The sequence below is a fragment of the Paraburkholderia sp. GAS206C genome, from assembly GCF_050435645.1.
GTDB classification, from domain to species: domain Bacteria; phylum Pseudomonadota; class Gammaproteobacteria; order Burkholderiales; family Burkholderiaceae; genus Paraburkholderia; species Paraburkholderia phenazinium_B.
The window spans coordinates 116,596-135,254 of the sequence record NZ_JBNDKR010000008.1 but is presented as its reverse complement, the minus strand read 5'-3'; the positions used below and the strand labels follow the sequence as shown (position 1 = coordinate 135,254).

Here is an 18,659-nt window from a genome sequence, read left to right as displayed (position 1 = left end):
TCAGCGAGATGCACGTGCCTCAGCGAGATGCACGTGCCTTGGCGGATTACACCGTGACGATGGTTGTGCCGACCTCGATGTTGCCGCGCACAGATTTCGAGTACGGGCAGATCTGATGGGCCAGATGCGCGATTTCCTCGACGACTTCCGGTGCCAGACCCGGCACGCGGACGGTGAACTCGGCGCCGAGGAACCACGCTGCACCGGTCTGTCCGATGTTTACCTGGATGTCCACGGAATAGTCGGACGGCAGCGTGACCTTCTTCATCGAGGCTGCAATTCCGAACACGGTCGTGTAACAGGCCGACCACGCGCCCGCAAACAGCTGCTCGGCTTGCGGGTGCGGCTCGGTGGCGATGAAATCGAGGCTTTCAACGCCGGGCGCAGACAGCTTGAGGTCGAAGACACCAAATTCGCCGCGCTGGACACTGGGGTCGCGATTGACCGTGGCGTGAGTGTTACCTGAGGCGAGGACTTTTTCGATCTTTTCCATGATGGATTCCTTGGTGAATAAGGGTGTTACGTTAATTTAAGGCGTAGGCGATTTGATCGCGTGCGATATATTAGGGGAGATACCTGGCGAGATCCGCAAGCCTTATCCGGTCACTGCGTGACGACGTTCAGGCCGACCTCGATGTTGCCATGCACAGCCTTAGAGTACGGGCAGATCTGATGAGCCAGGTGCGCGATTGACTCGACAACGTCGGCTGCCAGATCCGGCGCGCGGATGGTGAACTGGGCGCCGAGGCAATGCCCGGTACCGACCGACCCAATGCTGACCTGAATGTCCACGGAATAGTCGGACGGCAGCGTGACCTTCTTCATTTTGGCCGCAATCTCGAACGCGCTGATGTAACAGGCCGACCACGCGCCTGAAAACAGCTGCTCGGCTCTCGGGTGCAGTCCGGTAGCGATGAATTCGCGGTTTTCAGCGCCGGGAGCTGAAAGTTTGAGATCCAGCGCGCCGTGCTCACCGCGCCGGGCATTAGGGGCGCGATTGATCGTAGCGTGGCTGTTGCCGGAGTGGAGGACTTGTTCGATCTTGCTCATGACGGATTCCTTCGTGAATACGGGGGTTAGATAGTTTAGATCGCATGCGATGTAATCGCATGAGCTGCATGATGGGCGAGAGCGTTTTCTTTGTCAAGCGCATAAGATTTAATCGCATGCGATTTGTGATAGGCAGCGATGAGAACCTGCGTCCCGGAAGCAGTCAGACCTGCCGCTCGGCGTGAGCGGCAGGTCTGAGGGCTGGTCATGCAAAAACACGGCCGCGCAAGCGAGTGCTTATGCCGGCAAACGGACGTCGGACAGATCTTCACAGAGTGCAATGAGCCGCTTCTGGAGAACGGGATCATCCGCCTGCGGGTTGGGAGCGAGTGGGTGCAGGTGGTAAAAGTACTGCCCGGTCACCTTGGCTTGCGGATCGTCGCTGGCGGCGAGCCAGGCCTGGGTGCGATGTGCCTGATCCATGTCGTCGGGCGCACCGGGGCCACCCATCCGGGTAGGCACCCAGCCAGGTTCCAGCGCGGTGGAAAAAACATCGGGCCAGCGACGGGCGATCGCAAATGCCAACATGGCATCATGCAGCTTGCTCTCGGCATAGGCCGCGGATCCGTTCCAGCGACGCTTGCGCCAGAGGATGTCGTCGAGATTGGCGTCAGCGTGGTGGTGCATCCCCGAACTCAGATAGACGAGCCGCTCCGGCTTTTCGATCAGGGCCGTCAGGATATACGCGGATAGTGTGTTGATCGCGAAGACGTGCGGCAGACCATCAGTGGTGAGACGCGAGCCTTCGCGATAGCCGACCGCGGCATTGTGGATCACCGCATCGAAGCGGCCGAGTTCGTTGACGCGCGCAGCAAGCGCCTTGGCGCCGGCAATCGTTTCAAGGTCGCCTACGACTACGGCCTCGGCCTCAGGTAGCGCGCGCCGGGCAACTTCTGCGCGGGCGGCGTTTCTGGCATGCAGGACAACCTGGTGTCCTTGCGCCACAAGCAGTTGGGCCGCCATGAAGCCGAGGCCCGTGGACGAACCGGAAATGAATATGCGTGTCATGTGAATTCTCCTGTACTGGATGGCGAACCGGCGACATGGTCGTCGCCGGTTCCGGGGATGGGATGCTCAACGTGCGGAGCGGCGGCTGATCAGAACGAGGACCGCTCCAAGAATCGCGCTTGCCGCGCCGAGCAGATAGACCGCGGCATATCCGAAGTGACCGGCGACGAGACCCGCCGCTGGCCCGGCAATGCCGTAGGCAATGTCGAGGAAGGCGACGAAAGCGCCCATCGCACTGCCGCGATTCGCGGGCAACACGCGCTTGAGCGCCTCGACACCAAGGGCCGGAAACACCAGCGCGCAGCCAAGACCGGTGACAAACGCACCTGCGAGCGCGACGATCTCGTACGGCGCTGCCCACAGTACCGCCTGGCCGATGGCTTCGATGCCAAGTGACCAGAGAGCCACACGGTAGCCGCCGATGCGATCGGGCAGATGGCCGAACACCATCCGCATCAGGATAAAGCCGACGCCGAACGCAGTCATGACGAGTCCGGCATGGCCCCAGCCACGCATCGCGAAGTAGAGCGAAGCAAATGCCGTCAGCCCGGACAGCCCGACGCCTTGCAGCATCAAGCCCAAGCCTTCTCGCCAGATCTGGCTGATCACGCGATAGAATGGCAGTCGCTGGCCGGCCGGCGAAACGTACGAGGTTGCACCGAAGGCGATACCGGCAGCGAGCAGCGGTGCGGCGATGCAGGCCGCCATCGCGGCCTGAAGGCCTAATTGCTGATAGAGGCTCATGCCGACGGGCGCACCGATCGCCAGTGCTGCGAACATCGCGATGCCAGTCCAGGACATCGACATTCCCGCGCGTTGCGGACCTACCGAGGCGATCGACCAGGACACGCAGCCGGTGACGAACTGGCTTTCTCCGAGCCCGGCCACCAGACGCCCTGCAATCACGATGGCAAGACTGACCGCCGGCGAGAGCCCTTTGGTGGCCGAGACCAGATAGAGCAGGCCACCCAGGGCGCAGAAGGCAGCGCCCTGCAACGCCGACCGCTTGCCGCCGTGATGGTCGGTCACGTGACCGGCGTAGCCACGGGTCAGTACGGTGGCAAGGAACTGAATCCCGATCACGAGTCCGACGACGAGGTTGCTAAAGCCCAGCTTGTCATGGACGAAGAGCGGAATGACGGGAAGCGGCAAACCGACTGCGAGGTAACCGCAGAAAAGCATTGCGATGACAGCGAGGGAGGGACGAGCCAGATGAGCCGGCGTGGCGTCGGCCTGGCCTATCGTCTTCACGGTAAGCGATGGCATGATTAACTCCAGATTGGCAATCGTGAGAGAAGGCCGCTCCGCGAAGAGCGGCCGAACACGCTCAGGCAGTAATGTCCAGAGAGGAAGCGGAGGTCCCGAAGAGTTCGCTCCGGTAGCCGCTCGCGTCGAGCAGGTAGTCACGGGACGCGGTCACCTCGGCCGACAGTTTTGCCAGATCGACGTCGATCAGCTTGCCGCCTTGCTTGCGCAACTGGCCGGCAACCATCACGGTGTCGACGTCTGACCGCTCGACAGCCTGGACGACTGTGCCGATGGCGTTGTTCACCGGGAAGACGCCCGCGCCGTTGGTGCGCACCATGATGATGTCGGCCTGCTTGCCCGGAGTCAGCGAGCCGATCGAACGTTCCAGGCCGGCGGCGCGGGCGCCATTGATCGTCGCGGCTTGCAGCACCGCCTCTACCGAGATCGGCGCGGGAGCGTCGGCCTCGCCACGGAATCGGCGATACCGCATGGCTGCGCGCTGCTGCCCGAACAGGGCGTGCATCTCACCAAACAGATCGCTGCCGAAGGCGGTGTCGAGGTCGATGCCGAGCGCCGGCGTGAGGCCGTGATCGATCGCCTGCTGATACGCGAAGCTATCGTCGTCGAAACCGAATAGCGCATCCGAACGGGGATTGACGGTGACGTTCACGCCCGCATCCGCGAACAGCTTCCACGTTTCTTGCGGGACACGTGTGCAGTGATTGAAGATGTTGTGCGCGCCCAGCACCCCAGGCTCGGCGAATTCAGGGCCGAGTTTGGCGAGATCGCCGATGAACTCGGTCAGGATCTGCATGTCGAGCCGGCGTGCGACTTTCCACCAGTCGAGATTGAGCTGACCGAAGAGGCCAACCCGCACCCGGTCCGCCCCAGCGTTCCAGTTAAGTGCGAGTCGTTCGAGATCTTGCGGCAGATGGGCATTGGACGCTTTCTTGTCCATTGCCGCACCGACCATATGCAGCGCCCGGATGCCGGCCGAGTCGAGTGCTTCGAGCGCTGCATCGGTGTGCTCGGGGCTGCGCGAGCTGTGGCAGGCGTCGATGATGGTCGTAATGCCGGCGTCGAGCGAAGCGACCGCCGTGAGGCGCGTACTCAGATACATGTCGAGCGGACGATATTGCGAGCCCAGCGTCTCGGCGACGACATCGATGTAGGCGAATAGATCGTCGACGTCGGGCATCATCCGGCGCATGACGCCGAGCCATGCATGGTGGTGCGCATCGATCAGGCCGGGCAGGACGATGCTGCCGGCGGCATCGATGACTTCGGCGTCATCGGCCTTCAGGCTGGCGCCGACGGCCACGATGCGGTCGCCCTCGACCAGGACGTCGCCGGTTGCGAGATTGGGAACGTTGCGGTCCATCGTGACGATGGTGCCGCCCTTAAAAAGGATGGTGCGTGCAGTGCCAGACATGGTGAACTCCTCCGGGTGGGTTATCGACGACGGCGGAAGGCCGGTGCGGAGCCGCACTTCCGGGTGGCGGCGGCCACTGTGACGCGTCGTTGATGGGAAGATAGGCGTCCCGCGACTTTTGATTAAGATAGGGTTGTTCAAATGATTTATGCTAAAAGTCAAAGATGAATCAAAGGCGAGACTCAGATGAGCTTTGACGGAAGATTGCTTGCAGGGATGAGCGTGCTGGCGGCCGTCGTCGAGACCGGTAGCTTTACGCGGGCGGGCGAGGTGCTTGGGCTGTCGGCTTCAGGCGTGAGCCGGTCGATTTCGCGGCTCGAAGCGCGCATGGGGGTACGGTTGCTGGACCGTACGACGCGGGCGCTGCACCTGACCGGCGAGGGCGCCCGGCTCTACGAACTGGCGGCGCCCCATCTTTCCGGCATCGAGGACGCCGCGAATGTGGTGTCAGGCGCGGCGGTGACGGTTCGCGGGACACTGAGGGTCAGCCTGAATCCCGTGTTCGCCCGCAACGTTCTGGCGCCGAGATTGCCGGAATTCACCGAGCGCTATCCTGACCTCGCCCTGACGGTGGTGCAGCTACCGGATGCGGGCGACCTGGTGACGGAAGGCATCGACGCCGCGGTGCGGTTCGGGCCGCAGCCGGCGTCGAGCATGTCCTCCCGGCTGTTGCTCGAAACCCGTGTGCTGACGGTGGCGTCGCCGTCGTATATCAAGAAATATGGGCGCCCCGCGACGCCCGGGAAACTCGTCGGGCACGACTGTATCCAGTACATCGATCCACAGCACGGCAAACCGTTTCACTGGGAATTTCACCGTGGCAAGGAGATCCTGCCTGTCGAGACGACAGGCAGGCTGACGCTAACGGACGTCGATACGATGGTCGGAGCGTGTGTGGCCGGCGCAGGGGTGGCGCAGGTCCTGGCCCTTGGCGTTCAGCATTTGCTTGCAAGCGGCGCCTTGGTTGAACTGTTCCCGGATTGGCCGGGCGAGACCTTTCCGCTTTATGCTATCCGGCCATCGCGGCGTTTACCTCCCGCTGCGGTCGAGGCATTTCTCGAGTTTTGCTGGGAGCTCTGCCATGGGCAGCGCACGGCGCCGGTGTCCTCCCGAGTATGATCGACGGCTGCCCAGCGGAGCGCGTTGCGCGGGGGAATGTGCGAAACATAAATATTGCACTCCTAAAAGAAATGCTGAATACCAACCGAGATGGCGGTCACTGACCGGCCGGATGCCACGCCAGCTCCCGTGAGCGAAGCGATGCCGTTGGTGCCCGAGGCATGCTGATAGGTCACTTGCTGATAGACCGTCGTTCGCTTCGAGAACAGGTACGAGTTTGAAAGGGTAATGGTCTTCCAGTCACCGCCGTCGAGATTTTCCACCCATCCGCCAATCGCGATGACATCGTCGGGTACTATCGTCCAGTTCACACCAGCGTCCACGGTGTTGGCGTTACCCTGGCCCGTTGCCAAGGTGATGCGCGACTGCGTAAACGTGGTGTGCAGAAGCACATTCTTAAACTGATACGACGCGCCGAGTCCCCAATTGACAAGCGTGTTGGCAACAACGCCCTCGGCCTGAGGAAGCGAGGTGCCAAACAGCGAAGGAAGCCCAATAGCGCTGGAGAGCTCCAGAAAACGATTGTTCTCGTTCGCGTACGTGGCGGCCAGACTCAGAGGTCCGCCCTTGTACTGGACAAAGAACGAGTAGTCCCTGCTCTCGCTGAAATTGCCGGCCACATTTCCGAATGCAAATTCGGCGCCCGAGGAGAACCCGCCGATGGTCGGACTCACATACTTCACCGCATTGTTGAACTGGAAGAAGTTGGCAATCTCATCGAGGTTGCCTTGGTGAAGCGAGAGAATGTTCCCCAGGATAAAGGGCGTTTGATAACTGGACAGAACGTCATACATGAAGCTGGGTTGGTGACCGAGCGTCAACGTGCCATAGGTGTCCGACTGGAGTCCGACGTATGCCTTTCTGTTGAATAGCGTGCCGGGAACCAGCGCCTCGCCATTGTTCAGCGTGTACTCGTTCTGCAGATCGAAGACGGTGCGTAGCCCGCCGCCTAGGTCTTCAACTCCCTTGATGCCGAAAATGTCGGGGGAGTGCGTGTTTTCCTCCTGGAACAGGGCATGTCCTCCGACATTGCTGATGTACTGGACTGCGGTGTCCGCAATGCCATATAAGGTCACGCTGGATTGCGCGTTGGCGGAACTGGTCACGGAAAGTGCCACGATCGCGCCTGCCACAGTACGTCCAAAGATTGCCATGCCCTGTCTCCAATCCGGTTGTTGCTCTTCCGAACAAGTTATTGATTTAAAGGAAATCCAAAAAAATATTTGTACTACTAATGAAATGGGCGGATAAAGATTCAATCGTTTGTCCCGGCTGCTTGCTCGTGCGTAATCGCCTCAGCTCGCCGGTGTTGCATTCAACAGTAATGAATGACACAATGTATGTTGAACAATATAGGGGCCGCCCCGGAACGTGTCAACACGATGAACGTCCGTGGAAACCCGGGCGGCGTTTTCTTATGACTTCTACTACGGCTGAAAAATGACCAATGTGACTGCGAGACGCGGCATTCAGTCTGTCGAGATTGCGTTCCGGATCCTGTCGGCGTTGCAGACGAGTGTGCGAGCACTCCCTCTCAGGGAAATTGCTTCGTTGTCCGAACTGTCGCCGAGCGCGACAAGCAACTACATGATCAGTCTGGTGCGAACCGGGCTTGTATCGGCGGACGAAAAACCGGGCTGCTACAAGCTCGGGCCAGCGTCGCTCGCACTGGGTATGAGCGCGATCAACCAGCTGGACGGATTCGATATCGTGCGCCGCGAGGTGATCGCCTTGCGGGAAGCCACCCTGAGTGGTGCGGCCGTGACCGCATGGACCGAAGATGGACCAGTTAGTCTCTTCAAGCAGGAGGGGCAGACCCGCAGCATTCTTGAGCTGAGAACGGGCCTGATTCCGCTCGTCACGACTGCCGCGGGAAAGCTGTTCGTAGCCTGTCTCCAACCCGAGCGCACCGACGATCTCATCAGCCGCGAACTGTCCGCGGGACAGGAATGGAGCCCCGCTTCCTTCCGTGACGAAGCGATCACTGAATTGCGCACTTGCGGTTTCACAGCGGTTCATCGCGGGGACATGGGTTACGTGTCTGTCGCGGCCCCTATCTGGGACAGGGACGGTGATCTCCGATTCGCCATCAGTCTCATCGGATCCCCTGCAACACTGAACACGGAAATTGAAGGTAAAGAGATCAAGGCGCTGCTCGATAGCGCGGTTCGAGCTACGGTTGCGCTCGGCGGAAAGGTCCCCCGCAAGATCGGGTAGAAGCTGGGCGCTCAAAGCCGATGCGCGCCATCTGTCCCAGCGCCCGCCGCTGCCAGCACGATGGCATTGAACGCTTCTGGCGCTTCGAGTTTCGGCATGTGGCCGATCGCATCGAGCACATGGAGTGTCGAATGGCGAGCGGCCTCATGAATCGGCCGGGCATGCGCTTCAACCGGAGCGAGGCGGTCCAGGTTGCCGACCACGACGGAGATCGGCGCCTGGATCGAACGGACTACGGATGGCGTATACGTCGAGAAGAGCATATCCACGGCTTGCGCCCAACCTGTAGGGGTCACCGCGTCTCGCAGCCGGGATACGACCGCGCGAACCAGGGGGCCGGCGTTTGGAGCGAGCAGAGCGTCGACTACAGCGGCGCGCGCTTCGGGCGATTGTGCCGTTGCACTTCGCATCAGAGCTTCTCGCGCCGCGTCGCGCTCGGCACCGGACAGGTGTCCTCGTGCGACATTGGGAGCGCTCAAGACGACAGCATGCGTAGCCGCCGGGTAACGCGCCGCAAACGTCGCGGCGATGACGCTCCCCCATGAACTGCCTACGACGGTTGCACGCCTGACGCCTAGCGCGGACATCAGGCCCGCGAGCGCATCCGCATAGTCTGTTGTGGCCGGCGTGCTGATCGCGAAGGGACTGCTTTGCCCATAGCCGGGGGCATCCCAGGCAATCACCCGATAGTTCTTGCTCAGTGCCGCGAGCTGCGCGCGATATCCCGCCGAGCTCGAACCAATGCCATGCAGCAGCAGGATGGCGGGCGCGTTCGCGTCGCCGGTAGCCCGATATGTGATCACTCGTTTGTCCCCGAGTGTTGGGAGGTTCATTGTTGCTTCCTCGATGGCGGGCAGCGGGGATTCAAGAAGATGGGTGTCTGTTTCAGTCATGATTAGGAATCCAACCGATATATCAGTCGCTTTAATCAGGGCAAAAGCCGGTTCACGCCTCTTTCAACGCAGCGGAGATCTCGCGCGCGGCGGCCCTGAGGGCTTCTGCACAAGGACTGTCGGCCGCAGCATCGAACTGCTCGGCTGGGCCGATCGCCGTCAGTGCCAGCACGGCCAGTCCGCCTGGAGAAAGAATCGGCACGCTGATGGCGTTGGCGAGTGTCCGGTCGTCATAAAACGGCCCGGGGCGCCTCGTCGCGACATGTGAGGCCCTTACGGATTCCAGTTCACGTGCAAGTGACTCCGCGGTGAGGGGCGGTTCGCCAGATGCTTGTCGCGCGTTATCACGCAGTTCTGCGGTCACGAATCGATCGACCGCCTCGGGCGGAAGGAAGGCCGCGAGAGCCAACCCCGAAGCGGAGGATGTCACCGGTAGCACAAGTCCCAGCGGCAGATCGGCGGCCACGGGCGTGGTGGCGGCCTGCCACGCGATCACCGTGGGACCGTGATTGCCCCACGCTACCAGCGCAAGGGTCTTGTCGAGTGTCTGCGCGAGCCGCAACATGGCGCGGCTCGCCAGCCGGACAGCATGGGGCTGCGATTTCATCGCGCCTTTCGTGCCGACTGGCGCCACGCCAAGGTCGTGCGGGTCGGCGACCAGATACTGCCCGCCACCGAATACCAGCGGCCGTCTCGTACTCTGGCGGATGCTATCCACCGAGCCCACATAAATCACATGATCTCCGCCGGGATAGCGGGAGACCACCTTGCACTCGAGCCATGCGCTGCAATCACGCAGCAGCGGCAGCCCGTCGACGCCAAGGTCATGGTCGATGCCGGAGAATTTGTCCGGTGACCGGGTCGCAAAGTGATTGGCAAGGTCGTATTGGTGCTCAGCCAGGATGTTGATGGTGAATCTCTGGGCATCTTTGAACGCCGAATGGCTTCCCGCAGATGTCGCCTGACTCCATAAAACGAGAGGCGGATCCAGCGATACCGAGGAAAACGAATTGGCAGTGAGGCCGTGCATACGTCCCTCGGCGTCGACGGTGGTGACCACCGTGACACCGGTTACGAAAGAGCCCAGTACGTCTCTCAACTGACGTTTGTCGAATGTCCTGACTGCAGGACGTTCCTTGTCTGACGAAGTACCTCCAGTCATGACAGAACCTTTTGCGACTCGCCGAACGCCGGCATGACGGACTCGTGGAACAGGCCGATAGACGTCTTTGCTTCGGATACCGACATGTCCCCGAACATGAATGTGCCGATGAGGTAGTTGAACCCCCCGTCGTGCGCCTGCGCCAGCAGTTTTTCACGGACGGCTTCCGGCCGGCCTACGACGGCGAGGCCCGATTCCACGAGCGGCCCTATCGTCGGCGGAAGCTTCTGGTTGACCGGTTCCGTCCCGTGCTTCTTCCAGAGTTTGAAAAAGTTCGGATAGAACACCGACCATGCCCGCGAGGCAATTTCCATAGCCTCCTGATCCGTTTCCGCGACGACGATATAGCGATTCACGCCGATGAGCGGCTCAGCGACAGACGGGTGCCGTTTTGAAAATTCTTCGTGATATCGGTCGGTGATGGCTCGGACCCGCTGGATCGGACCGCCGCATACGATGTTCATCTTCTCCTGGGCCGGCCATACCGTCGATTCCGGCGATGCCAGCGCGTACCAGGTCGGAGGGGGCGTCTGCAGCGGTTTGAGTTCGACCGGCATGTCGTTGAATTGCCAGAACGTCCCTTCGTAGTTGAGGGTGTCCGAGCTGAGATAGCGCTTGATGATTTCATACGACTCGACGTATCTGGCTTGCGCTGTGGCTGGATCGATCCCGAGCGCCTCGATCTCGTGGGGCGAGGCGCCTCGGCCTACGCCATACTCCAGGCGGCCGCCGCTCAGATTGTCGAGCATGCAGATTTCTTCCGCGAGACGCACGGGGTGATGGATCGGAAGAATGTAGACCAGCGGAGACAGGCGCAGTCTTTCCGTGCGCTGCGCGGCAGCGGCGAGAAACACGCTTTGCGACGGGCAGGCACTCAGCGTGGTCGCATGGTGTTCCGACATGTGATAGCAATGGAAGCCGAGCCTGTCGTAAAGCTCGATAATCTGCATTCTATCTTCGTACTGCTTATGAATTGGCAGACCGTTGCGATCATTTTGATCAAAGATGCCGAATTTCATCGATTTTCCAGTAAGGTGAGAAATGAGTGATCTTCTGACTTAGCGGGTCGAAGACTTGCTGAATACCTGGAAGATGTTCTCTTCCGGATCCTTGTAAGTGGTAACGACGCCGTGCGTGCCCATGTCGCGCTGTGCGAGTAGCTGGCCACCCGCAGACACGATTTTCTGCCTGACTTCGTCCTGGGCCGCGCTGGCGATCTGAAAGACGGGGACGGCTCCGACGGTTCCTTCAGCCGCTTCCTCTGGCGAACTCAGGGCAAATGCACCGCGTTGCAGGCGGAATTGAGTCCATTTGTTCTCGTCGCGGAACTGGACAGGCATCCCCAGCGCCGATACGTAGAAATCTTCCAGCTGGCCCATATCCTTCGCGATGAAATAGACGGTTTGTATATCAACTTCTGCCATGGCAGCACTCCGGCAAATGGTGGTAACGGAATTGATGTGGGCTCCTGACCGGGGAGCGTCACGCGGTGCGTTGCTCTTGCAGGCCAAGCTCTTCGCTCATGATTTGCCGGATCAGGTACTTCTGAATTTTTCCCGTCACGGTGGTCGGAAACGAGTCGACAAAGCGGATGTATTTGGGAACCTTGTAGTGCGCTATCCGGCCCTTACAAAAGGCGCGGACAGCGTCGTCGTCGAGAGCCGCGCCCGGTCGGACGACGATCCACGCGCATAGTTCTTCGCCGAATTGTTTGTCCGGTACGCCGACCACCTGCACGTCGAGAACGTTTGGGCAGGTGTACAGGAACTCTTCAATTTCCCGGGGATAAAGGTTTTCGCCGCCGCGAATGACCATGTCCTTGATGCGCCCGACGATATTTACGTAGCCGTGCGCATCTATCGTGGCGAGATCGCCCGTGTGCATAAAGCCGTCCGCGTCGATGGCCTCGCGCGTGCGCTCGGGCTGGTTCCAGTAACCGAGCATGACGGAGTAACCACGTGTGCAGAGCTCACCGGGCTGACCGCGCTCCACGGTCTGGCCGGTCAGCGGATCGACAATCTTTACTTCAAGGTGAGGCAACACCTGGCCGACCGTGGACACCCGTTTCTCCACCGGGGTATCCGTCGTGCTTTGGCAACTCACCGGACTCGTTTCCGTCATGCCGTAAGCGATGGTGATCTCAGACAGATGCATGTCGCCGACAACCCGCCTCATGATTTCGATCGGGCAAGGCGAACCGGCCATGATGCCGGTACGCAAGCTGCTCATATCGAACTGCGCAAAGCGCGGATGATTGAGCGCAGCGATGAACATGGTCGGCACCCCGTACAGAGCAGTGCATTTTTCTGCCTGGACGGTCTCCAGAACGGCTTCTGCGTCGAAGCGCTCGGCGGGGTAGACGATCGTCGAGCCATGGGTCAGGCACGCGAGGTTGCCCATGACCATACCGAAGCAGTGGTACATCGGAACCGGAACGCATACGCGATCCTCGTGGCTGAGCTTCATGCACTCGCCTACGAAGAAACCGTTGTTCAGGATGTTGCGATGACTCAGCGTGGCGGCTTTGGGGAGCCCCGTCGTTCCGCTCGTGAACTGGATGTTGACGGCATCGTCCGGGCGTACTTCACGGCGTGCGTCGCGAAGCGATGCGCTGTCTGCAGGGGCGCAGCGGAGCAGCTCGGAGAAGCGTTGTGCGCCGGCTTCGTCGGGGCAGTCGGCGTCGTCTATCCACCATATCGTCTCGAGGGTCGGCAGCCGCGTTTTTCCCAGTTCCCGCAGCATGTTCAGATACTCGCTCGACCGGTAGCGGACCATCGTCACGATGGCCTTGCATCCCACCAGGTTGAGTGCATGCTCCAGCTCCGAAGTCCGATAGGCCGGGTTGATGTTGACGAGTATCAGTCCGGCCTTGGCGGTGGCTAACTGCAACAGCAGCCACGCGACATTCGTGTGAGACCAGATTCCGATCCGGTCGCCGGGCACGAGCCCTGAATCGAGAAGTGCGGCCGCAAGCCGGTCCGATCTTTCACGAAGCTCGCCGTAGGTGAGTCGGGCTCCTTCATGCCGGCTGACTACCGCAATGCGGTCGCCCAAATTGCCGGCGATCTCGTCGAATGCATCGCCAATGGTCTTGTCGATCAGTTCAGGGAAACGTGTTCCGCGCTCATGTGAAAGCGTGTTCATCGGTATCTTCCGTGCAATGGGCTTGCCTGATGGCTCATTTGCCGAGAAACACGACCGGAGCCGGTTCCTCGCCACGAGCGACGGCTTCCGCACGGGCGGTACGCCCTTTCCTGGCGTCTTCCGTTGTGTGCAGCCCCATGGTGAGGTCGAGGGTCAGCACGTCGGCACCAGGCACGCCGCCGCCCGACCATGCCTTGAGGAGGGCGCGAATGGCGCCGTACGACCGCGTGGGCCCGTTGGCAAGCCGGGTGGCGAGATCCCCGGCAACACGCTCGACCTGATCTTCGTCGACCACGAAAGCGGCAACACCGAGCTGACCGGCGGTCGTACCGGACATGGATTCGCTCAGCATCGCGTAGCGCGCTGCATACGCGCGGCCCACTCTTTCCGCCAGACGCTGTACGCCGCCCGCGACAGGGGCCGAGCCCACCGATGCCTCAATGCAGCGGAAGGTGGCGTTCCCCGCGGCGACGATGAAGTCGCAAGCAAGCGCCAGTTCGAATGCGCCACCGAATGCCGCGCCGCGCACGGCGGCAATCGTCGGAATCTGGAGGCCTTCGATGGATCGATACGTATGGTGAATCTGCGCTATGAAGGTCCGCCAGTCATCGAAACCTTTGTCGATGAAATCGAGGACGTCGCCACCCTTGCTGAAATCTGGGCCCTCTGCACGGATCAGGAGCGCACGGATATCGGCCTTGCTGGCTTCGCGCACGGAGGTTTCGAGGGAGTCTGCGAAATCAGCCGCGATGAGATTCGAGGGCGGGTTGGCCAATACGATATGGCCTACGTTCTGACGACGTTCAAAGTAGATGCTTTTCATTGAAAGGAATCCTTAATAAATGATGGCGATCGTGAAAGCCTTGATGTCTCCTGCCAGATCAGGTGCATGTATTCAACAATAGTGAACGCATGCATCATTGTTGTATAGTAGGTCGATGGCGGAGGCGTGTCAACCCATTTGCCGAGGATGGTTTACGTGGGGGTGGAGTACCGCTGAGGCGTGCAGAAGCCAGTCATGCAGCGATATTTGCTTGAGCGCTGCAAACTGGACGAAATGGAGAACAGGAGATGAGGCTGGCGGGAAAGACGTTGAGAGCTTTCGTCAGACCTCGATTGAGCACCTGGCCGTGGTACCGCTCAGGTGCGACGCGCGATGTTCAATCAGTCGGGCCTTCGACAACGAACGCATCGACGGCAATACCCGCGGCTTCCGGGGCCTGGTGTTCAAGCCCCAGCCCACCTTTCTTTCTACGCTTGGCGTCGTACATCGCGTTATCCGCCAGACGGAGTACTGCGTCGATATCGGTGTCCTCTGTCGTTACAGTCGCCATGCCAACGCTTGCCCCTACGGTAATCGCGAGACCCGGCGCGATCTCGAACGGCTGCTCGATTGCGCGTGCAACAGCTGCTGCCATTTCTTGCGATGCATGGCCGTCCACGATCCTGTCAACGATGACAAATTCGTCGCCGCCCATACGCGCAACCAGCGCATGCGGACTTCCGAGTGCGCGCAGGCGCGTCGCAACCTGAATCAGCAGCATGTCGCCAGCCTCGTGGCCGTAGGCATCGTTGACCGGCTTGAAGCCATCGAGGTCGAGATAAAGGAGCGTCATGCCGGCCGTGACGGGCGGTGTGCCACGCGGCCCGACAGCCTTGAAGAGACCTTCGCGGTTCAGTAGTCCGGTGAGTCCATCGTGACGCGCACGGTGACTGTTCTCGCGTTCGGCTTTCATCGTCGAAATGAGCATGCCGTTCAGCCGCTGCGCGGCAACACTCATCGCAAACATGTAGAAGGGGATCTGCAGCAGCGTCAGAAGAAGGACCGGTTCGCGAGCGAGTAGCGCGCCGATGCAGCACGGTCCGAGCGAACAGAAGATCATCACCGCAACGAGCCGCGGTGCGGCGAAATTACGGAAACAGATCCCGCCGACCATCGCAGCTGCGGAAAGGAATGACAGCGTCGCGGCAACCCAGTCGCCGCTGATCGCGCTGACAAACGCGCCATAGCCGACCGTGGCGCCCCACAGCGGCGCCAGCAGGATGTAGAGGTCGGTGGGCGTTTCCTTGGCCTGCGCGGCCCGCCGCCGCGAAAAGAAAAGTACACACAGGCGGGTTGCGCAGACCAGTATTTCCGCCGCGAGCCACAACTGGAAGGGCAACGTTGGGTGTCGATAGGCAAGAGCCCATGCGACCGCGATCGTGTTGGAAACGCCGCCGAAGAAGATGGGGAGTGTTCCGAACAGCGTGCCGACCAGTGCGACGCGTATCTCGTGTGGTGTGTCCTGACCGGGCGCTACGAGCCACTTTGCCAGCCGACCGCGCGGCAATGAATAGATTTGTTGAGTGTTTTTCATTGGCAGCACCTTTATGCGGGCCAATGCCCGCCCCCGTTTGCGGATGACGATCTCAAGGGGCTATAGGTGCCGGTAACCAGACGCATTGGTTAAAGACGATGTTTCCCCGAACGCGCTGGCTCATCTTTATCCGGGCGCCTGGTCATGTGCTGACAGGAAAGGCCTTGGGTCGTGTCGTTCCACAAGGCAGTCTATCAGAGCGTCCTAAGACCGCTGACGAAGCCGGCCGTAAACTTCCCTGAATCCCGCAGTTCTCCACATACCGCGAACACTTGCGGGTGCCGACCCGCTGACATCCACAGACCGATCGCACGCGGCAAGGCATATACAAGCGGGAGGAATTTTGCGTTATTGCATTTATACGAGAAAAAGTGCAAAAATGCTGTCATGGAAACCCCCCACGCCCCCACCACAGCCAGGTTGCTCACCTCGCAGTCCTCCTTTCGTTTCGTCGATCTTCACGGACTATTCGGCGATACCCTCTGGCGCCTGCCAGTCGTGCTGCGCGTACTCCTCGAAAATGTGGTGCGCAACGCCGTCGGCGAGGAGCGTCGCGCGGCGGTCGAAGGCATTCTTGCGTGGCTCGCGCGCGGCACGAGTGAGGTGGAAATCGCTTTTCAGCCGAACCGGGTACTGATGCACGACACCACCAGCACGCCGGCGCTCGTGGACATTGCCGCCATGCGCGATGCCGTGGCAGAAGCTGGAGCGGACCCGACGGCATTGAACCCGGTCCTGCCGGTCGATTCATCGGTCGACCACTCGCTCGCGGTCGAATTTTTCGCCGTTCCCGATGCGGCCGGACAGAACCTGAAGCTTGAACTTCGCCGTAACCGGGAGCGGTACGGATTCCTCCGCTGGGCCTCAAGGGCGCTGCGCGGCGTAACGATTCACCCGCCCGGCACGGGCATCATGCACACGATCAACCTGGAACAACTGGCGACAGTGGTAACGGTGCAGGAGCGCGATGGCGAGCAATGGGCGGTGCCCGACACGCTCATCGGAACCGACAGCCATACGCCGATGATCAACGGCATCGGCGTGCTTGGGTGGGGAGTGGGAGGACTCGAGGCACAGACCGTGATGTTCGGCATGCCGGTTATGCAGCGCATTCCAGATGTGATTGGCGTTCGGCTCACGGGCGCGTTAAGGCCGGGCATATTTGCGACGGATCTGGCGCTGACCGTGACGCAGCGGCTGCGGCAGATTGGCGTATCGGGCGAGTTCGTCGAGTTTTTCGGCGCGGGCGTCGCGACGCTCAGCGCGGGCGAACGCTCGCTCGTCGCCAACATGGCGCCGGAGTATGGCGCATCGACAGGCTTTTTCCCGGTCGACGCAGCGACCCTCGATTACCTGCGCACCACACATCGTTCGCCGGCAGCGGTCGAACTTGTCGAAGCATTCACGAAACGTGTGGGGCTGTGGTTCGACCCGTCGGCCGAACCAAAGTACACACGCACCATCGAAATCGATCTCGGTTCGATCGGCATGCACATTGCCGGTCCGCGTCGCCCGCAAGACCTGCTCGATTATTCGCAAATGCCCGCCGTACTCGCGAAGCTGGGCTTCGAGCCCGCTACGGCGAATCCGCCGTTGCCGAAGCATCCAGTCGCGATTGCCGCGATCACGAGTTGTACCAACACCTCTGATCCGGCGTTGCTGATCGCGGCAGGCCTCGTTGCACGCAAGGCGCGCGCGTTCGGGCTGACGGTTCCAGCCTGGGTCAAGACATCGTTGGGGCCGGGCTCGCCTGCTGCGGCTTCCTATCTGCAGCGGGCCGGCGTGCTGGACGATCTTTCCGCGCTGGGGTTCGATATCGTCGGCTATGGCTGTACCACGTGCATCGGAAACTCTGGACCGCTAACCAAGCCCATTCGCGACGGCATGGCGAGCAAGGCCATCTACCCGGTCGCGATGCTTTCGGGTAACCGCAATTTTCCGGGCCGGATTCACGCCGAACTTGACCTCGCGTTCATCATGTCGCCGCTGCTCGTGATCGGCTTCGCGCTGGCTGGCGATGCCGAGCGGGACCTGAGCCGTGAACCGTTGCACGTGACGGCGCAGGGTGCGCCGATCTTTCTCGCGGATCTATGGCCAACGCGCGAGGAAATCGCGGCGCACGTAGCCGCCGCATCTGAATCCACGGACTATCCGGAGGCGTTTTCTGCGGCAAGCGCCAATCCGCAATGGCATGCGTTGCAATCGCCGGCCTCGGCCCGTTATCCATGGGACCCGAAATCGACGGCGCTGCGCCGGCCGCCGTTCGCCTCGACCAGCGAAGGCAGCCAGCTCGGACGCTACCAGGCGTATCCGCTGCTCGTGCTCGGCGACGATGTGACGACGGACCATATCTCTCCGGCGAGTGCCATCCCGCCGGATAGCTTCGTGGCGGACTACCTGGTCGAACGTGGCGACGACCGCAACGATCTGAACGTCTTCGCGTCCCGGCGCGGCAACTGGGAAGTCATGGTGCGTGCGGCGTTTTTTAACCGGACGCTTGTCAACCTGCTGAAGCCGGGTGCCCCTGTCGCCCACACGCTGCACGTGCCGACACAAGAGGTCGTGCCGATCTTCGAAGCCGCTCAACGATATCGCGACGCTGGCGACTCAGTAGTCCTGATTGCTGGAGAGCGATACGGAACGGGGTCTTCGCGTGACTGGGCCGCCAAAGGTCAACGGCTGCTGGGAATCCGCGCGGTACTGGCGGTAAGCTTCGAGCGGATCCATCGTTCCAATCTCATTGGCATGGGCATTCTGCCGCTACGCCTGCCGGCCGGAACGAATCCGGTGACGCTGGAGATACAGCCCGGCGATAGAATCGAGGTCGACGCTGCCGCCGAACTGCTGGCTCCGCGAGGTCCCGTGACGGTCCGTATCGTTCGTTTCGACGACAGCAGCGAGACCATCTTTGCGACCGCCGCCGTCGAAACAAAGCTGGAAATTGAGTTGTTGCGTTCCGGTGGCGTGATTCCCTTAATCCTGAAGAAGGTCATTTCGTCGCAAAGCGCCTGACACATACGCGGGATGTT

16 protein-coding genes are annotated in these 18,659 nt (G+C 60.9%); 3 read left to right on the top strand and 13 right to left on the bottom strand.

Features of this window, described 5'->3' with window-relative positions:
* Positions 1-46 precede the first annotated feature (46 nt).
* From P3T20_RS22785 to P3T20_RS22765, 5 genes are all read right to left on the bottom strand, one after another.
* Entirely contained in the window at positions 47-493 is a 447-nt protein-coding gene (locus tag P3T20_RS22785) for an OsmC family protein (RefSeq protein WP_429287901.1), read from the bottom strand.
* A gap of 110 nt (positions 494-603) precedes the next feature.
* A complete protein-coding gene (locus P3T20_RS22780; protein WP_429287900.1) occupies positions 604-1,050 on the bottom strand; it encodes an Ohr family peroxiredoxin in 447 nt (148 codons plus the stop codon).
* 237 nt (positions 1,051-1,287) lie between these two features.
* The gene (locus tag P3T20_RS22775; RefSeq protein ID WP_429287899.1) at positions 1,288-2,058 is read right to left on the bottom strand and encodes an SDR family NAD(P)-dependent oxidoreductase; all 771 of its coding nucleotides are present in this window, start codon (positions 2,056-2,058) and stop codon (positions 1,288-1,290) included.
* Positions 2,059-2,124: 66 nt separating this feature from the next.
* Positions 2,125-3,324 carry an arabinose transporter gene (locus P3T20_RS22770; RefSeq protein ID WP_429287898.1) on the bottom strand — a complete coding sequence of 400 codons (1,200 nt, stop codon included), beginning with the start codon at positions 3,322-3,324 and terminating at the stop codon, positions 2,125-2,127.
* Positions 3,325-3,385: 61 nt separating this feature from the next.
* Complete coding sequence (locus P3T20_RS22765; protein WP_429287897.1) at positions 3,386-4,738, bottom strand: amidohydrolase family protein; 1,353 nt, start codon at positions 4,736-4,738, stop codon at positions 3,386-3,388.
* 186 nt (positions 4,739-4,924) lie between these two features.
* On the opposite strand from P3T20_RS22765, the gene P3T20_RS22760 reads away from it, so the two are divergent.
* On the top strand, positions 4,925-5,857 hold the full coding sequence (locus P3T20_RS22760; protein WP_429287896.1) for a LysR family transcriptional regulator: 933 nt from the start codon (positions 4,925-4,927) through the stop codon (positions 5,855-5,857).
* A gap of 62 nt (positions 5,858-5,919) precedes the next feature.
* On the opposite strand, the gene P3T20_RS22755 is transcribed toward P3T20_RS22760, so the two are convergent.
* Positions 5,920-7,011 carry a porin gene (locus tag P3T20_RS22755; protein ID WP_429287895.1) on the bottom strand — a complete coding sequence of 364 codons (1,092 nt, stop codon included), beginning with the start codon at positions 7,009-7,011 and terminating at the stop codon, positions 5,920-5,922.
* Between the two features lie 286 nt (positions 7,012-7,297).
* On the opposite strand from P3T20_RS22755, the gene P3T20_RS22750 reads away from it, so the two are divergent.
* Positions 7,298-8,074 carry an IclR family transcriptional regulator gene (locus P3T20_RS22750; RefSeq protein WP_429287894.1) on the top strand — a complete coding sequence of 259 codons (777 nt, stop codon included), beginning with the start codon at positions 7,298-7,300 and terminating at the stop codon, positions 8,072-8,074.
* A gap of 11 nt (positions 8,075-8,085) precedes the next feature.
* Here the strand turns inward: P3T20_RS22750 and P3T20_RS22745 are convergent, their stop codons facing one another.
* From P3T20_RS22745 to P3T20_RS22715, 7 genes are all read right to left on the bottom strand, one after another.
* On the bottom strand, positions 8,086-8,907 hold the full coding sequence (locus P3T20_RS22745; protein ID WP_429287893.1) for an alpha/beta fold hydrolase: 822 nt from the start codon (positions 8,905-8,907) through the stop codon (positions 8,086-8,088).
* A 112-nt stretch (positions 8,908-9,019) separates the two neighbouring features.
* Complete coding sequence (locus P3T20_RS22740) at positions 9,020-10,129, bottom strand: flavin reductase (protein WP_429287892.1); 1,110 nt, start codon at positions 10,127-10,129, stop codon at positions 9,020-9,022.
* On the bottom strand, positions 10,126-11,148 hold the full coding sequence (locus P3T20_RS22735) for an LLM class flavin-dependent oxidoreductase (RefSeq protein WP_429287891.1): 1,023 nt from the start codon (positions 11,146-11,148) through the stop codon (positions 10,126-10,128). The genes P3T20_RS22740 and P3T20_RS22735 overlap by 4 nt, the downstream gene beginning before the upstream one ends.
* 39 nt (positions 11,149-11,187) lie before the next feature.
* On the bottom strand, positions 11,188-11,553 hold the full coding sequence (locus P3T20_RS22730) for a VOC family protein (protein ID WP_429287890.1): 366 nt from the start codon (positions 11,551-11,553) through the stop codon (positions 11,188-11,190).
* Positions 11,554-11,611: 58 nt separating this feature from the next.
* Positions 11,612-13,273, bottom strand: a complete 1,662-nt coding sequence (locus P3T20_RS22725) for an AMP-binding protein (RefSeq protein ID WP_429287889.1) — start codon at positions 13,271-13,273, stop codon at positions 11,612-11,614.
* 34 nt (positions 13,274-13,307) lie between these two features.
* The gene (locus P3T20_RS22720; RefSeq protein ID WP_429287888.1) at positions 13,308-14,096 is read right to left on the bottom strand and encodes an enoyl-CoA hydratase/isomerase family protein; all 789 of its coding nucleotides are present in this window, start codon (positions 14,094-14,096) and stop codon (positions 13,308-13,310) included.
* Between the two features lie 337 nt (positions 14,097-14,433).
* Entirely contained in the window at positions 14,434-15,630 is a 1,197-nt protein-coding gene (locus P3T20_RS22715) for a diguanylate cyclase domain-containing protein (RefSeq protein ID WP_429287887.1), read from the bottom strand.
* A gap of 387 nt (positions 15,631-16,017) precedes the next feature.
* On the opposite strand from P3T20_RS22715, the gene acnA reads away from it, so the two are divergent.
* Positions 16,018-18,642 (top strand): aconitate hydratase AcnA, encoded by a 2,625-nt coding sequence (gene acnA, locus P3T20_RS22710; protein WP_074267842.1) that lies wholly within the window; start codon positions 16,018-16,020, stop codon positions 18,640-18,642.
* Positions 18,643-18,659 lie beyond the last annotated feature (17 nt).

Coding starts and splice junctions, on each gene's coding strand:
- P3T20_RS22785 (WP_429287901.1), bottom strand. CDS start 493: ATGGAAAAGATCGAAAAAGTCCTCGCCTCAGGTAACACTCACGCCACG.
- P3T20_RS22780 (WP_429287900.1), bottom strand. CDS start 1,050: ATGAGCAAGATCGAACAAGTCCTCCACTCCGGCAACAGCCACGCTACG.
- P3T20_RS22775 (WP_429287899.1), bottom strand. CDS start 2,058: ATGACACGCATATTCATTTCCGGTTCGTCCACGGGCCTCGGCTTCATG.
- P3T20_RS22770 (WP_429287898.1), bottom strand. CDS start 3,324: ATGCCATCGCTTACCGTGAAGACGATAGGCCAGGCCGACGCCACGCCG.
- P3T20_RS22765 (WP_429287897.1), bottom strand. CDS start 4,738: ATGTCTGGCACTGCACGCACCATCCTTTTTAAGGGCGGCACCATCGTC.
- P3T20_RS22760 (WP_429287896.1), top strand. CDS start 4,925: ATGAGCTTTGACGGAAGATTGCTTGCAGGGATGAGCGTGCTGGCGGCC.
- P3T20_RS22755 (WP_429287895.1), bottom strand. CDS start 7,011: ATGGCAATCTTTGGACGTACTGTGGCAGGCGCGATCGTGGCACTTTCC.
- P3T20_RS22750 (WP_429287894.1), top strand. CDS start 7,298: ATGACCAATGTGACTGCGAGACGCGGCATTCAGTCTGTCGAGATTGCG.
- P3T20_RS22745 (WP_429287893.1), bottom strand. CDS start 8,907: ATGAACCTCCCAACACTCGGGGACAAACGAGTGATCACATATCGGGCT.
- P3T20_RS22740 (WP_429287892.1), bottom strand. CDS start 10,129: ATGACTGGAGGTACTTCGTCAGACAAGGAACGTCCTGCAGTCAGGACA.
- P3T20_RS22735 (WP_429287891.1), bottom strand. CDS start 11,148: ATGAAATTCGGCATCTTTGATCAAAATGATCGCAACGGTCTGCCAATT.
- P3T20_RS22730 (WP_429287890.1), bottom strand. CDS start 11,553: ATGGCAGAAGTTGATATACAAACCGTCTATTTCATCGCGAAGGATATG.
- P3T20_RS22725 (WP_429287889.1), bottom strand. CDS start 13,273: ATGAACACGCTTTCACATGAGCGCGGAACACGTTTCCCTGAACTGATC.
- P3T20_RS22720 (WP_429287888.1), bottom strand. CDS start 14,096: ATGAAAAGCATCTACTTTGAACGTCGTCAGAACGTAGGCCATATCGTA.
- P3T20_RS22715 (WP_429287887.1), bottom strand. CDS start 15,630: ATGAAAAACACTCAACAAATCTATTCATTGCCGCGCGGTCGGCTGGCA.
- acnA (WP_074267842.1), top strand. CDS start 16,018: ATGGAAACCCCCCACGCCCCCACCACAGCCAGGTTGCTCACCTCGCAG.